The 13755-nt window shown below is 74.6% G+C and carries 14 protein-coding genes; 7 read left to right on the plus strand and 7 right to left on the minus strand.

Features of this window, described 5'->3' with window-relative positions:
• Position 1 precedes the first annotated feature (1 nt).
• Positions 2 to 1948 carry an ABC transporter ATP-binding protein gene (locus K330_RS19360; RefSeq protein WP_022920860.1) on the minus strand — a complete coding sequence of 649 codons (1947 nt, stop codon included), beginning with the start codon at positions 1946 to 1948 and terminating at the stop codon, positions 2 to 4.
• A 113-nt stretch (positions 1949 to 2061) separates the two neighbouring features.
• On the opposite strand from K330_RS19360, the gene K330_RS0105580 reads away from it, so the two are divergent.
• A complete protein-coding gene (locus K330_RS0105580) occupies positions 2062 to 2610 on the plus strand; it encodes a MarR family winged helix-turn-helix transcriptional regulator (protein WP_022920861.1) in 549 nt (182 codons plus the stop codon).
• Between the two features lie 188 nt (positions 2611 to 2798).
• On the opposite strand, the gene K330_RS0105585 is transcribed toward K330_RS0105580, so the two are convergent.
• Both K330_RS0105585 and K330_RS0105590 read right to left on the minus strand, forming a co-directional pair.
• Positions 2799 to 4070, minus strand: a complete 1272-nt coding sequence (locus K330_RS0105585; RefSeq protein WP_022920862.1) for an ammonium transporter — start codon at positions 4068 to 4070, stop codon at positions 2799 to 2801.
• Positions 4071 to 4234: 164 nt separating this feature from the next.
• Positions 4235 to 5176 (minus strand): o-succinylbenzoate synthase, encoded by a 942-nt coding sequence (locus tag K330_RS0105590; RefSeq protein WP_229665740.1) that lies wholly within the window; start codon positions 5174 to 5176, stop codon positions 4235 to 4237.
• Between the two features lie 160 nt (positions 5177 to 5336).
• On the opposite strand from K330_RS0105590, the gene K330_RS0105595 reads away from it, so the two are divergent.
• Positions 5337 to 5750: a VOC family protein gene (locus K330_RS0105595; protein WP_022920864.1), complete on the plus strand. Its 414-nt coding sequence runs from the start codon at positions 5337 to 5339 to the stop codon at positions 5748 to 5750.
• 21 nt (positions 5751 to 5771) lie between these two features.
• On the opposite strand, the gene K330_RS0105600 is transcribed toward K330_RS0105595, so the two are convergent.
• The gene (locus K330_RS0105600; protein ID WP_022920865.1) at positions 5772 to 6662 is read right to left on the minus strand and encodes a PfkB family carbohydrate kinase; all 891 of its coding nucleotides are present in this window, start codon (positions 6660 to 6662) and stop codon (positions 5772 to 5774) included.
• 104 nt (positions 6663 to 6766) lie between these two features.
• Here K330_RS0105600 and K330_RS0105605 point away from each other — a divergent pair, with 104 nt between their 5' ends.
• The 5 genes from K330_RS0105605 (at position 6767) to K330_RS0105625 (ending at position 10800) form a co-directional block, all read left to right on the plus strand.
• On the plus strand, positions 6767 to 7702 hold the full coding sequence (locus K330_RS0105605; RefSeq protein ID WP_022920866.1) for a 1,4-dihydroxy-2-naphthoyl-CoA synthase: 936 nt from the start codon (positions 6767 to 6769) through the stop codon (positions 7700 to 7702).
• 91 nt (positions 7703 to 7793) lie between these two features.
• The gene (locus tag K330_RS0105610; RefSeq protein WP_022920867.1) at positions 7794 to 8423 is read left to right on the plus strand and encodes a hypothetical protein; all 630 of its coding nucleotides are present in this window, start codon (positions 7794 to 7796) and stop codon (positions 8421 to 8423) included.
• Entirely contained in the window at positions 8420 to 9529 is a 1110-nt protein-coding gene (locus K330_RS0105615; RefSeq protein ID WP_022920868.1) for an AMP-binding protein, read from the plus strand. Before K330_RS0105610 ends, K330_RS0105615 begins: the two co-directional genes overlap by 4 nt.
• A gap of 100 nt (positions 9530 to 9629) precedes the next feature.
• A complete protein-coding gene (locus tag K330_RS0105620) occupies positions 9630 to 9905 on the plus strand; it encodes a PLDc N-terminal domain-containing protein (protein WP_029202355.1) in 276 nt (91 codons plus the stop codon).
• A 10-nt stretch (positions 9906 to 9915) separates the two neighbouring features.
• Positions 9916 to 10800, plus strand: coding sequence for a 1,4-dihydroxy-2-naphthoate polyprenyltransferase (locus K330_RS0105625; protein ID WP_022920869.1), 885 nt, complete (start codon positions 9916 to 9918; stop codon positions 10798 to 10800).
• A 43-nt stretch (positions 10801 to 10843) separates the two neighbouring features.
• Here the strand turns inward: K330_RS0105625 and K330_RS19365 are convergent, their stop codons facing one another.
• The 3 genes from K330_RS19365 to resB are packed head-to-tail and all read right to left on the minus strand — an operon-like array spanning position 10844 to position 13739.
• Entirely contained in the window at positions 10844 to 11095 is a 252-nt protein-coding gene (locus tag K330_RS19365; RefSeq protein WP_022920870.1) for a DUF4229 domain-containing protein, read from the minus strand.
• Positions 11092 to 12066 carry a c-type cytochrome biogenesis protein CcsB gene (gene ccsB, locus K330_RS0105635; RefSeq protein WP_022920871.1) on the minus strand — a complete coding sequence of 325 codons (975 nt, stop codon included), beginning with the start codon at positions 12064 to 12066 and terminating at the stop codon, positions 11092 to 11094. The genes K330_RS19365 and ccsB overlap by 4 nt, the downstream gene beginning before the upstream one ends.
• Positions 12066 to 13739: a cytochrome c biogenesis protein ResB gene (gene resB, locus K330_RS0105640; protein ID WP_022920872.1), complete on the minus strand. Its 1674-nt coding sequence runs from the start codon at positions 13737 to 13739 to the stop codon at positions 12066 to 12068. Before resB ends, ccsB begins: the two co-directional genes overlap by 1 nt.
• Positions 13740 to 13755: the final 16 nt, after the last annotated feature.

Here is a 13755-nt window from a genome sequence, read left to right on the forward strand (position 1 = left end):
GTCAGGCGGCGAGCGCCACGGGCTCGGCGTCGGAGGCGAGCGCCACGTCCTCGTCGTCCGTCCCGTCGGGCGAGGTGTCCCGGGAGCCGGCGGCGACGAGCGCGGCATACCTGCCCCCGAGCGCGAGGAGCTCGTCGTGACGGCCCCGCTCGACGACCCGGCCACCGTCCAGGACCACGATGAGGTCGGCACGCCGCACGGTGGAGAGCCGATGGGCGATGGTCACGACCGTGCGGTCCTCGCCGACCCGCTCGAGCGCGTCCTGGATCGCGGCCTCGGTGCGGGTGTCCAGCGCGCTGGTCGCCTCGTCCAGGACGAGCACCCGCGGGTCGCGCAGCAGCGTCCGGGCCAGCGCGAGGCGCTGCTGCTCACCGCCGGAGAAACGGTGGCCGCGGGCGCCGACCACCGTGTCGTAGCCGTCAGGCAGGGAGACGACGAGGTCGTGGATCTGCGCGTCCCGCGCGGCACGCTCGACCTGCTCGTCGGTGGCGTCCGGCCTGGCGAAGCGCAGGTTCTCCCGGATGGTCGCGTGCAGCAGGTAGGTCTCCTGGGACACGACGCCGACCACGGCGGCGCGCTCGTTCGACGGCAGGTCGCGCAGATCGATGCCGTCCAGGGTGACGCGGCCGCGGGTGGGGTCGTCGAGCCGGGTCAGCAGCGCTGCGAGGGTGCTCTTGCCCGAGCCGGTGGCCCCGACGAGCGCGACCGTCGCGCCGGCGGGGATGGTCAGGTCGACGTCGCGCAGCGCGTCGGGCCCGGGGGCGGCAGCACCCCCGTAGCGGTAGGTCACGCCCTCCAGGCGCAGCTCGCCGCGCGCGGTCGCGGGGTCGAGGTGGCGAGCCCTCGCCGGCGCAGGCTCGGGGACCTCGACGGGCAGGTCGAGGTACTCGAAGATGCGGCTGAAGAGCGCCATGGACGCGGTCACCTGGACCCCGACCGACAGCAGCCCCATGACGGGCCGGAAGATACCCGCCTGCAGCGCGGTGAACGCCACGAGCGTCCCGATCGAGATCCCGGCTCCGGTGACCGGCAACCCGGCGACCAGGTAGAGCGCCGCCGGGACGACTGCGAACACGATGCCCATCGTGGCGGTCCGCCACCGGCCGGCGATCTGCGCGGCGACCTCGAGGTCGAGCAGCCCCGCACTGGTGGAGGTGAACCGCTGCGCCAGCGCCTCCCCCGCGCCCAGCGTCTTGCTCAGCCGCGCACCGCTGACCGACAGCGACTCCTCGACCTGGGCGTGCAGGCCCGCCAGGGCCTTCTGCCGCCTGTCGGTCGCGTCGCGGCGCAACCGGGCGACCGAGCGGGTCACCAGCACCGCGGGCGGGATGACGACCAGCGACAGCAGCGCCAGCGTGGGGCTGAGCGCCAGCATGGCGACGAGAGTGCCGATGACGGTGGCGACGTTGCCCGCGAGCGAGGTCGCCGTAGAGGTGACGACGCCCTGCAGCCCGGACACGTCGTGGGTCAGGCGCGACTGCACCTCCCCCGACCTGGTGCGGGTGAAGAACGACAGCGGCTGGCGCTGCAGGGAGGTGAACAGGTCGGTCCGCAGGAGGTGCATGATCCGCTGGCCCGTCGTCGTGCTCACCCAGGTCTGGACCACGCCGAGGACCGAGGTGACCACGGCCACGCCCACCATGGCGCCGACCAGCATCAGCAGCAGGCGCACATCCTGCTCCGGGATCGCCACGTCGACGATCTCCTTGACCAGGAACGGCGTGGCCAGGCCGAGGGCCGAGCTGGTGACGATGAGGGCCAGGACGACGGCGATCGACCAGCGGTGCGGGCCGAAGAGCGCGAGGACCCGCCGGCCGCTCACCGGGTAGGCGGCCAGCTGGGCGCGGTCCCGCGGGTCCCGGCGCGCACCGGCGCCGCCCCCTCGGTCGCCGCGACCTGCGCGGTCACCGAGGCCGTGACCGGAGGCAAGGGAAGAGAAGTCGGTCATCCGGCTCTCCTTTCGCTGTGCTCCCGCCGGTCGTCGCCGGCGGGAGGACGTGTGTCGACAGCATCAACTAAGGAGGTTGCCTCTTTATTTCCAAGCCTCGCTATGCTCCGGGTATGCCGCCCGCGCCCCTCCCTCCCGGCGCCTCGGCCGAGGTCCCGGACGACTCCTCAGAGGTCGACCTGCTCATGCGCCTGGCCCGCCGCTGGCGCCGGCTCGGGGCGCAGGAGGCGCCCGGGCAGGGCCTGTCGCCCCACCAGGAGCGCGCCCTCCTCGCGGTGGCCCGGCTGTCGCGGGGCCCGGCTGGACAGCCCGGTCACGACGGCGGCGGTCCTGCGGAGCACCGCGCCGCGGGGCACGGGGCCGCGGAGCACCGCCCCCCGGCCCCGGGCGTCCGCGTCTCCTCCCTCGCCGCCCACCTCGGTATCGCCCCCCGCTCGGCCACCGAGGTCGCCGACGCCCTCGAGGCCGCCGGGCTGCTGTCCCGCGCCGCCGACCCCACCGACCGGCGTGCGGTGCTCCTGACGCTCACCGACGAGGGACGGCATACCGTCGGGCAGGTGCGGGAGCGGCGCCGCGCCGCGGCCGACGCGGCGGTGGAGCGGCTGAGCCCGGCCGACCGTGCCGAGCTCCGGCGCCTCCTGCAGGCGCTCCTCGACGCCTGACGGCCTCCACGACGCGAGGTCCGGCACCCGTCGTGGGACGGACGCCCGCGCTCGAGCACGGGCATCTGTGGCAGGACATGTGTCGGGGCGGGGCGCCACCCGGTCTCCCGGGGGCGCCCCGCCCCTGCTCGCACCGGCCGTCGTCCGGCCGCGTCCCTTCGACGGCCGGCCACCGGGCCGTGCTGCTCCTAGGTGCGAGCGTCCTCGGCGAGCGGTTCGTAGGAGGCAGACTCCTCGCCGAAGGTGTAGGCGGACTCGCTGTGCTCGGACAGGTCCACGCCGCGGGCCTCGTCCTCGGCGCTGACCCGGAAGCCCAGGGTCCGGTGGATGGCCAGCCCGATCAGGGCCGTGAGCACGCCGGTGAAGACGAGGGTGAAGACGGTGGCCGCGACCTGCGCCACGAGCTGTCCGGCGCCGCCGCCGTAGAACAGGCCGCCGCCCTCGCCGTCGACCGGCAGGGCCAGGAAGCCGATCGCCAGGGTGCCGATGATGCCGGCGACCAGGTGCACGCCGACCACGTCGAGCGCGTCGTCGTAGCCGAACCGGTACTTCCAGCCGACCGCCACGGCCGACCCGACGCCGGCGAGCAGACCGATGACGAGCGCGCCCAGCGGGGAGACGCTGGCGCAGGCCGGGGTGATGGCGACCAGCCCGGCGACCACGCCGGAGGCGGCCCCGATGGAGGTGGGACGCCCGTCCCGGACCCGCTCGACGACCAGCCAGGCCAGCATCGCCGCGGCCGGCGCGGCCAGGGTGTTGACCCAGATCAGGCCCGCCTCCTCCACGGAGCCCGCGGCGCCGCCGTTGAAGCCGAACCACCCGAACCACAGCATCGCGGTGCCGATCATCACCAGCGGCACGTTGTGCGGGCGGTGGTAGCCCTTGGTCTTGCCGAAGTCGGCCCGCGAGCCGATGATGTAGACGAGCACCAGCGCCGCCAGACCCGCGTTGATGTGCACGACGGTGCCGCCGGCGAAGTCGATCGCCTCGCCGAACACGCGCCCGACGGCGCCGTCGGCCGACAGCAGACCGCCGCCCCAGACCATGAACGCCAGCGGGCAGTAGACCAGCGTGACCCAGATCGTCACGAACAGCGTCCACGAGCCGAAGCGGGTGCGGTCGGCCACCGCGCCGGAGATCAGAGCGACCGTGATGATCGCGAACGTCGCCCCGTAGCCGATGCCGACCAGGTCTGCGGTGCCCACGTGGGAGGCGAGGCCGAGGTCGGCCAGCGGGTTGCCGACGAGCCCGCCGAGGATGCCGGGCGCCGACGTCATCCCGTAGCCCCAGAGGACCCAGACGACACCGACGATCCCCACCGCGACGAAGCTCATCATGATCATGTTGAGGGCGGCCTTGGCCCGGGCCATGCCGCCGTAGAAGAACGCCAGTCCGGGCGTCATCAGCAGCACGAGCGCCGCCGACACCATCACCCAGACGTCACCTGCGGTGAGATCCATTGTCCTGCCTCCTTGGTGAGTGCCTGTGCACGGCCCGTCCCGCGCCACGCCCTCGGGGGGCGGGAGCGGGCCGCTGCGGACAGTCAACGGCAGGGATGTTTCCGGAGGCGGCGCGCCGGCGTTAACTCTTCGTTGCCGACGTTTCGGGCGCGTAACGCGGCTGGTCAGACAAGGGCGTGGGCGCGGGCCAGGCGCTCGCGCCACCACCGCTCGCGCTCCGCGCTGCTCCGGTATGCCGTGAGGCTGGCCGGGTCGGTCGCCCTCCGGGCCGCGTCGGCCCGGGCGGTCGTCAGCTCCCCACCGACCGGCAGGAGCGGGTCGGCGACCACGTCGGCCCGCAGGAGCGCCGCCGTGCCCAGGCCGCAGTCGTGCTCGAGGCGGGGCAGGGCGGCCGCCAGACGCACGCCGACGGCCAGCCCGACCGAGGTGTCGAGCGCGGAGGAGACCACGGCCGGCAGTCCGCAGGCCTCGACGACCTCCAGCGCGCGGGCGACGCCGCCCAGCGGGGCGACCTTGACCACGACGAGGTCGGCGGCCCGCTCCCGGGCCACCCTCAGCGGGTCCTCCGCCCGCCGGACGGACTCGTCGGCCGCGACGGGCACCTCGGCACCCGCCCGCGCCAGCGCGACCCGCAGGGCGGCCAGCTCCTCGACCGTGGCGCACGGCTGCTCGGCATACTCCAGCCCGAGCGGAGCCAGCGCCCGGAGGGCCTCCACCGCCTCGTCCACCGACCAGGCACCGTTGGCGTCGACGCGGATCCGGGCGTCGGGGCCGAGCACCCGGCGCACCTCGGTCACCCGGGCCACGTCGTCGGCGAGCGCCTGCCCCTTCTCGGCGACCTTGACCTTGGCGGTCCGGGACACGTCATACCGCGCGAGGACGCCCTGGACCTGGTCGGGCGGCACGGCGGGGACGGTGGCGTTGACACCGACGGCGTCGCGCACCGGCGGGGGCAGCTCGCCCCACCCCGCCTCGACCGCGGCGGCGAGCCAGCGGGCCGCGTCGGCGTCGTCGTACTCGACGAAGGGGGCCCACTCGGCCCATCCCCTCGGCCCGCGCAGCAGCACCGCCTCCCGCTCGCTCACCCCGCGGAAGCGCACCCGCATCGGCAGGGTCACGACGTGGGCGGCCTCCAGCAGGGCGGGCAGGTCGGGCGTCACCGTCACGCGGTCCAGCCTAGGAGAGCCCCCACCCGCGGACACCGGCTGTCCGCAGCGGCGGTCGAGGTGGCTGCGCCCCGGGCCGCCCTGCGGCAGGGTGAGGCCCATGGCACTGAAGTGGTACACCGTCGTCGTCGACTGCTCCGACCCCCGGGCGCTGGCCCGCTGGTGGGCGGAGGTCCTGGACTGGGTCGCCGTCTACGACACCCCCGAGGAGGTGGTGCTCGTCCCCCGGCACGCGATGGAGGAGGCCGAGCACGTCGAGTCGCTGGAGGAGTGGATGCGCCGGGGCCAGGGGCTGGTCTTCGTCCCGGTGCCGGAGGGCAAGACGGTCAAGAACCGCCTGCACATCGACCTGGCACCGCACACCTCCCAGGACCGCGACGCCGAGATCCAGCGGCTGCTCGACATGGGGGCCACGAGGGCGGACGTCGGGCAGGACACGGAGAAGGTCAGCTGGACCGTCCTGGCGGACCCGGAGGGCAACGAGTTCTGCGTGCTGTCGAGCCGGGACCAGTAGGCGGGGCGCCCCGCAGCCCCCTCAGCCGGGTCGCAGCACGCCGAGGTCGGGACGCCCGCCCAGCCGGGCGACCGTCGAGGCCGCGCAGTCGGCGGCCAGCTCCCCGGCCCGCTCGGGCGTCGTCCCGGCCCGCAGTCCCACCACGAGGCCGGCCACGAAGGAGTCACCGCCCCCGGTCGCGTCGACGTGGCCGCTCGCGTGGGGGAAGACGCGGTGACCGCCGGGCCAGGCCACCAGGTCGCCTCCGTCCACCCCGAGCGCGACGACGTCCAGCCGGTGCTCGGCCACGAGCTGACGGGCGAGGGCCGCGGCGGCGTCCGCGTCCCCGGTGGGCCGCCCTGCGAGCAGGCCCGCCTCGTGGGCGTCGGCCCGCAGGACCGATGCAGCGTCCAGCAGCCCGCGCCGGTCGGCGTCGACCGCGCCGTCCAGGACCACTCTCGCCCCGGCGGCCGCGGCCAGCCGGGCGGCTTCGACGAGCGCGCCGACCGGCTGCTGCAGCTGCAGGCACACGGTGTCCGCCGCGGCGAACGCCTCGGCGGCAGCGTGCACGTCCTCGACCGTCAGGACCGACGTGGGCGGGACGTCCTCCAGCAGGCGGCTGTCCCCGTCGGCCGAGACGACGTCGACCAGCAGGGCGCTGGGCCCCCTGCGCCGGACCCAGCGGTGGCCGACCCCGTCGCGGTCGAGGGACCGGAGCAGCTCCTCCCCCACGGCGTCATCGCCGACCACGCCCAGCAGCTCCACCTCGGCACCCAGCTGCACCATCGCGACCGCCTGGTTGGCACCCTTGCCACCGAGGAGCTCGCGACGCTCCCGAACGTCGCTGCTGCCCCCGCCGCCAGGCACCTCCTTCACAGCCAGCACGAGGTCCCGGCCGACCTGCCCGACGACGAGGATGGAGGTGTCCGCCATGGCCACGGGTCTACCACGGTCGGGACGACCCCGCCCTCCGCGCTGCCGGGCGGACGGACGAGACCGCCGGCGCCACGTCATACCCCCTCCCCTAGTCTGACCGCGTGAGCGAGCAGACCGACCCGGAGCAGAGCGCCGACCCCTTCGACCCGACGCAGTGGCAGGAGGTCGAGGGCTTCGCGCTCACCGACATCACCTACCACCGCCACGTGGAGCTGGGGTGCGTGCGTATCGCCTTCGACCGTCCGGAGGTGCGCAACGCCTTCCGCCCGCACACGGTCGACGAGCTCTACCGGGCGCTCGACCACGCCCGGATGACGCCGGACGTGGGCGTGGTGCTGCTCACGGGCAACGGCCCCTCCCCCCGGGACGGCGGCTGGGCGTTCTGCTCGGGCGGCGACCAGCGCATCCGCGGGCGCAGCGGCTACCAGTACGCGCAGGGCGAGACCTCCGAGACCGTGGACGCGGCTCGGGTGAAGGCGGAGGGCGGGCGGCTGCACATCCTCGAGGTGCAGCGGCTCATCCGCACCATGCCCAAGGTCGTCATCGCGGTGGTCAGCGGCTGGGCGGCCGGCGGCGGTCACAGCCTGCACGTCGTGTGCGACCTGACGATCGCCTCCCGTCAGCACGCCCGCTTCAAGCAGACCGACGCCGACGTGGGCTCCTTCGACGCCGGCTACGGGTCGGCCTACCTGGCCAAGCAGGTCGGGCAGAAGTTCGCCCGCGAGATCTTCTTCCTCGGCCGCCCCTACGACGCCGAGACGATGCAGCGGATGGGCGCGGTGAACATCGTCGCCGACCACGCCGACCTGGAGACCGAGTCGGTCCAGGTCGCCCGGGAGATTCTGGGCAAGAGCCCGACCGCCCAGCGGATGCTCAAGTTCGCGTTCAACCTGACCGACGACGGGCTCATGGGCCAGCAGGTCTTCGCCGGGGAGGCGACCCGCCTGGCCTACATGACCGACGAGGCGGTGGAGGGCAAGGAGGCCTTCCTGGAGAAGCGGGCGCCCGACTGGTCGCCCTTCCCCTGGTACTTCTGAGCGCCGCGCACCCGGCTCGGGCCCCGGCGGCCCGCCGAGGACCGTGCGACACTGGCGGCACGAGGCAGTTCGCGACGGGGAGGACGAGAGCATGCGACGGGCACTCCTGACGGTGGTCGCCGTCCCGGCGCTGGTCACGGCCCTGGCCGCCTGCAGCGGCGACGACGGCTCCCCCGACCCGACCACGCCCCCGGCCGACCCCTCCGCGGCCACCGCCCCCGGCGACGCCGCCGACGGCACCGCTCCGGCCGCGACCCAGGCCCCCGCCGGTGACGACACCGCGGTGGCGACGGCGACCGTGGAGCCCGAAGACGTCGAGGGTGGTGAGGAGGGCCAGGCCGCCGCCGACGTCGCGGCGGCCTTCCTCGTGGCGATGGTCAACGCCCGGCCCGAGGCCTGCGACCACCTGCTGTCCTTCACCGACATCGAACGCCCGATGACCGCCGTCGAGGCCGACTACGCGATGTGCGCCGAGCTGCTGCCCGAGGTGCTCCGCGCCGAGACCGAGGCGCAGGGCCTGGACGCCGAGGCCGCGGCCGCGCTCGAGGGTCTGGTCATCCGCGGCGCCGACGTGGACGGCGACACCGCCGTCGTCGACGCCGACAACTACCCGCCCGACCTCGCCACCTCCATGGGTGACGCCGCGATGACCCTCAAGCGGGTCGACGACCGGTGGTACGTCGACCTCGAGGACTCCTTCGCGGTCCCGACCGCCCCGTGAGCGAGGGTCCCCCCGACCTGACCGTGCGCCCGGGCGCCGGCTGGGCCGAGCTCTCCGGAGCCCTCGGGACGCTGCTGCGCGGCGGGCCGGGCGGTCCCGGGGCGGCCGTGCTGGCCACCTCCGGCTCCTCGGGCACGCCCAAGCGCGTCCGACTCTCGGGGGCTGCGCTGCGGGCTTCCGGTGAGGCGACCGCCCAGGTGCTCGGCGGTCACGGCCGCTGGCTGCTGGCCCTGCCGACCCACCACGTGGCCGGCTTCCAGGTGCTCGCGCGCTCGGTGCTCGCGGGCACCGTGCCGGTCCCCGTCCCCACCGCGCCGGGTATGCCGTTCGCCGCCGGGCCCTTCGCCGCCGCCGTCGCCCAGCTCGGCCCCGGCAGCGGGCTCCGGCTGGCCTCGCTCGTGCCCACCCAGCTCGCCCGCCTGGTCGACGACGCGAGCGGCGCCGGCACCGCGGCCCTGCGCGCCCTCGACGCCGTGCTCCTGGGCGGGGCCGCCGCCGACCCGGGCCTGCTCGTCCGGGCCCGGGAGGCCGGCGCCCGGGTGGTCACCACCTACGGCATGAGCGAGACCTGCGGCGGGTGCGTCTACGACGGGGTCCCCCTGCCCGGCGTCCAGGTGCGGGTGGACCCGTCGGACGACCGCATCCGGCTCGGCGGCCCGGTGCTGGCCGACGGCTACGAAGGTGACCCGGTGCTGACCGCGGAGCGGTTCCCCGAGGACGCCGACGGACGCTGGTTCCGCACCGACGACCGCGGCGTGTGGGCGGAGGGTCGCCTGAGCGTCCTGGGCCGGGTCGACGACGTCATCGTCACCGGTGGGCACAAGGTGGAGCCCCGCGACGTCGAGGCCGCCCTGCGCCGGCTGCCGGAGGTGGCCGACGCCCTCGTCGTCGGCGTCCCCGACCCCGAGTGGGGCCAGGCGGTCGCGGCCCTCGTCGTCGCCGCCGGCCCGGGGGACCCGCCGTCGCTGGAGCACCTGCGCAGCGCGCTCGCCGGCGTCCTGCCCGCCCACGCCCGGCCGCGACGAGCGTCCTGGGGCGACGCCATACCCCTGCTCGCGTCGGGCAAGCCCGACCGCGCCGCCGTCCGGGCGGCCCTGGAGCGGTGAGGCCCCACCCGGCCCGGCCGCCCTGCTCCCCGGACGTGCTGACCACCCAGGTGGCGGTGGCAGAATGGACCCTTCCAGCCCAGCCCGAGGAGGAGTGCCCGTGCCCCGCGTGATCGCCGCCGTCGCGCTTCTCGCCTTCACGATCTACTGCGTCGTGGACGCCGTGCAGACCGACGACTCCGACGTGCGTGGGCTGCCCAAGCCGCTGTGGCTGGTCATGATCCTGCTCTTCCCGATGGTCGGCGGCGTGGCGTGGCTCATCGCCGGGCGGCCGACGAGCATCCTGGAGACCCTCCTCGGCCCCCGCCGCCGCGGCGGTCCTCCACGCGGCCCGATCGGGCCCGACGACGACCCGGACTTCCTCAAGGGCCTGTAAAGGACACGACTTGGCAACCCTCGCCCAGTGGATCGAGGGGGCGCGACCACGCACGCTCCCCGCCGCCGTCGCCCCCGTGCTGGTCGGCACCGCCTCCGCGCACGCCCTCGGCGCCGCCGACCTCGGCCTCGCGGTGCTGGCCCTCGTCGTCGCCCTCGGGTTCCAGGTCGGCGTCAACTACGCCAACGACTACTCCGACGGCATCCGCGGCACCGACGCCGACCGGGTAGGGCCGGTCCGCCTCGTCGGACAGCGCCTCGCCGACCCGGCCAACGTCAAGGCCGCCGCCCTCCTGTGCTTCTTCGGCGCCTCGGTCGCCGGTCTGGCGCTCGTCGCGCTGGCCACCACCTGGCTGCTCCTGCTCGCCGGGGCCGCCGCGCTGTGGGCCGCCTGGCACTACACCGGCGGCCGCAACCCCTACGGCTACCGGGGCCTCGGCGAGGTCATGGTCTTCATCTTCTTCGGCCTCTTCGCCGTGCTGGGCACCACCTGGACCCAGGCCCACCGCCTCGACCTGGCGACGGTCGCCGGCGCGGTCGCGATGGGCCTGCTGCCCTGCGCGATCCTGATGACCAACAACCTGCGCGACATCCGCGGCGACCGGGAGGTGGGCAAGCGCACGCTCGCCGTCCGCCTGGGCCCCGAGCGCACGCGCGCCCTCTACACCGGCCTGGTCGTCGGCGCCTTCGTCATGGTGCTCGTCGCGGCCCTGGCCCACCCGAGCGCCCTGCTCGCGCTGCTGGCCGCCCCGCTCGCGGTCCGCCCGCTGCGCATCGTACGCGGCGGCAGCACCGGCCGGGACCTGCTTCCCGCGCTCGCGCAGACCGGCCTGCTGCAGCTCGGGTATGCCGTCGCGCTCACCGTGGGCCTCGCGCTCGCGCCCGCCCTCGCCTGACGAGACCCCGGGTCCTCGTGCGAGGAGGCCGGACCCGGTCTCCTTACTCCTCGTCCTCCGCGACCCGCTCGGCCTCCATCTGCTCGCGCCGGCGGGTCATGCGGGCCTCGACCCGGCGCTCAAGGCTGGCGGCCATCTGCTCGCGGTCGCGGGCGAGGAGGAAGTAGGACACGACCATCGACAGCAGCGCGCCGCCGACCGCGGCCCACGGCAGCGAGACCTCGAGCAGGAGCAGGACCGCGAAGAAGCCGACGAAGATCATCAGCCGCATCACGGTGTAGCGGAACGCGATCACGAGCTCACCCCGGAGTAGCTGTGCAGGCCGGTCATCAGCAGGTTGACGACCGTGTAGTTGATGATGATCGCCGCGAAGCCGGCCAGGGCCACCCACGTGGAGCGCCGGGTGGACCACCCGGTCGTCGCCCGGGCGTGCAGGTAGGCGGCGTAGACGGCCCAGATCACGAAGGTCCAGGTCTCCTTGGGGTCCCAGCCCCAGTAGCGCCCCCAGGCCTGCTCGGCCCAGATGGCGCCGGCGATGAGCGTGAACGTCCACAGCGGGAAGGCCACGATGTGCAGGCCGTAGGTCATCTGCTCCAGCCGACGGCCGGCGGGGAGGGCGGCGAGCCACCCGGTGACGTCGCCCTTGCGCTCGGCCCCGTCCTTGACCAGGTATGCCGTCGCCAGCGCGGCGCCGAGGGTGAACAGGGCGACCGACAGGGTGGCCACGGTCACGTGGATGACCAGCCAGATGCTGTCGAGCGCGGGCATGAGCTGGGAGGCCTCGGTGTACCAGGACAGCTTGGCCGCGCCGAGGAAGACGACGGCCGGGAGCACCACGAAGGCGCCGAGCCACAGCCGGTCCTGGCGCAGGCTCCACGCGGAGTAGACGACGAGGACGAAGGAGACGGTGAACAGCGTGAACTCGTACATGTTGCCCAGCGGCCAGCGCGAGACCGACAGCCCGCGCAGCGCCGTGCCGGCGACGACCGCGAGGGTGGCCAGCCACGTCAGCTGCAGGCCGACGACACCCCAGCGGCGTGACGGCGTCGGCGCCCGGCCGGGCACCGCGGGCGCGCCGTCGTCGGCGTCACCGCCCGGCGCGCCGACGGTGACCGGGGTCCGGGCGTCGGCCCGCAGGGCGCGCGGCTGGCGCACCGAGCCGGTCACGGCCAGGTGCACCGAGAAGGCCACCATGGCGACGGCCAGCACGATGATCGCCGCCCAGATGAAGTAGTCGGAGGCGACGGCATACGTCGTGTTCGTCATCAGGAGTCGTCCTTGTCTGTCACCACGCGGCCGCCGGAGGCGGTCGCGATCCGCTCGAGGACCTGCTCGACGAGCTCGTCGAGCCCGGGGTCGGTGCCCTTGGGCAGGCCGGCGACGGTCATCTCAGTATGACGTGCGCCGTCACCGGCCGGGTCCGGGGTGCCGGTGGCCGGCGTCACCCGGACGAACACCCGGCGGCGGCGCACGCCGAGCATGAGGCCCAGCCCGAGGAGGGCTGCGCCGGAGAAGACCAGGGCCGGGATGCGGCCCGGGTCGTGGCGGACCATGAGGCCGCCCCAGCGGATCACGGTCTCCAGCTCGATGGAGCCGCGGTCGCCGGCGAGCTCGAGCTCGTCGCCGGGTCGGATGAGCAGGCTCACGGGCGTGCCGTCGTCCTGGAGCACCTGGTCCATCGACTCGGTGTCCAGGGAGAACACCGACTGGGCCCGACCCTCCGGGTAGAGGTCGCCCTCGAAGACGGCCAGCACGAGCGCCGGGTCGACCAGGTCCGGGAAGGAGGAGGTGGGGCCGATCTCGGGGTCGAAGGTGAGCGTGGGCAGGAAGCCGCCCACGAAGCCCAGCGCGGGGTCGGCGCCGGGCACCTTGATGACTCCCTCGGAGGAGTAGGTGTTGTCCTGCGGCAGGAAGGTCACCGCGTCGCTGAAGAGGATCTGCCCGTCGGCGTCGCGCACGTTGACCACGGGGGCGTAGCCGTTGCCGAGCAGGAACACCGACGTCCCGGAGATGCCCAGCGGGTCGTTGACCGCGAACTCCTCGGTGCGCGGGGCCGACGGCGAGCCCGACACGTCCTCCTGCACCGTGGCGACGCCGCGGAAGACACGGGGCTGGCCGAACTGCGCCCCCTGGGCCTCGGCCTCGAACTGCACGTCCAGGTCGTTGAGCTGCAGGGAGTAGACGGGGATGTCGTCGGGGTCGACCAGCGGTCCCAGGTGCAGGGTGTCGAAGGCGCTCGGCCCGGTCGTGACCGTCTCGCCCTCCTTGACGATGATCTCGCCGCGCCAGCCGAACAGGTGGCCGGCGGCGACGGAGACGATGACGCCGAGGACCGCCAGGTGGAAGACCAGGTTGCCGCTCTCCTTCAGGTAGCCCTTCTCCCCCGAGACGGTGCGCGCGCCGTCCTCCTCGGCCCGGAGCCGGTAGCGGCGTCGGCGCAGCTCGGCGCGGGCGGCGGCGACCACGTCGTCGGGGGCGGCGTCCAGGACGACCGAGCGGTGCACCGGCAGGCGGCCCAGGCGCGCCGGGGTGCGCGGCGGCTGCGCGCGCATCGCCTCCCAGTGCTGGCGGCTGCGCGGCACGATGCAGCCCACCAGGCTGACCATGAGCAGCAGGTAGATCGAGGCGAACCAGGGCGAGGCGTAGACGTCGAACATCCCGACGCGGTCCAGCCACGGGGCGAGGTCGGGGTTGTCCTCGAAGAAGCGCCGCACCCGCACGGGGTCGACGCCGCGCTGGGGGAAGATCGAGCCCGGGATGGCGGCGAGCGCCAGCAGCAGGAGCAGGAAGAGCGCGGTCCGCATGCTGGTGAGCTGGCGCCAGACCCATCGCGCCCAGCCCACCGCGCCCAGGCGCGGGCCGCCCAAGGTGGTGCGGTCCTTGGGGTAGCTGGGCTCGATGCGCTCGGGCGCCTGCGTGCCACCCCTGTCGGTACTCATGTCCCCGTCCCCGGCC

The organism is Ornithinimicrobium pekingense DSM 21552 (assembly GCF_000421185.1).
In the GTDB taxonomy this organism is placed as follows: Bacteria; Actinomycetota; Actinomycetes; order Actinomycetales; family Dermatophilaceae; genus Ornithinicoccus; species Ornithinicoccus pekingensis.

Excerpts from the sequence above, each read along its gene's own strand:
- K330_RS19360 (WP_022920860.1), bottom strand. The coding sequence starts at position 1,948 with ATGACCGACTTCTCTTCCCTTGCCTCCGGTCACGGCCTCGGTGACCGC.
- K330_RS0105580 (WP_022920861.1), top strand. The coding sequence starts at position 2,062 with ATGCCGCCCGCGCCCCTCCCTCCCGGCGCCTCGGCCGAGGTCCCGGAC.
- K330_RS0105585 (WP_022920862.1), bottom strand. The coding sequence starts at position 4,070 with ATGGATCTCACCGCAGGTGACGTCTGGGTGATGGTGTCGGCGGCGCTC.
- K330_RS0105590 (WP_229665740.1), bottom strand. The coding sequence starts at position 5,176 with ATGCGGGTGCGCTTCCGCGGGGTGAGCGAGCGGGAGGCGGTGCTGCTG.
- K330_RS0105595 (WP_022920864.1), top strand. The coding sequence starts at position 5,337 with ATGGCACTGAAGTGGTACACCGTCGTCGTCGACTGCTCCGACCCCCGG.
- K330_RS0105600 (WP_022920865.1), bottom strand. The coding sequence starts at position 6,662 with ATGGCGGACACCTCCATCCTCGTCGTCGGGCAGGTCGGCCGGGACCTC.
- K330_RS0105610 (WP_022920867.1), top strand. The coding sequence starts at position 7,794 with ATGCGACGGGCACTCCTGACGGTGGTCGCCGTCCCGGCGCTGGTCACG.
- ccsB (WP_022920871.1), bottom strand. The coding sequence starts at position 12,066 with ATGACGAACACGACGTATGCCGTCGCCTCCGACTACTTCATCTGGGCG.
- resB (WP_022920872.1), bottom strand. The coding sequence starts at position 13,739 with ATGAGTACCGACAGGGGTGGCACGCAGGCGCCCGAGCGCATCGAGCCC.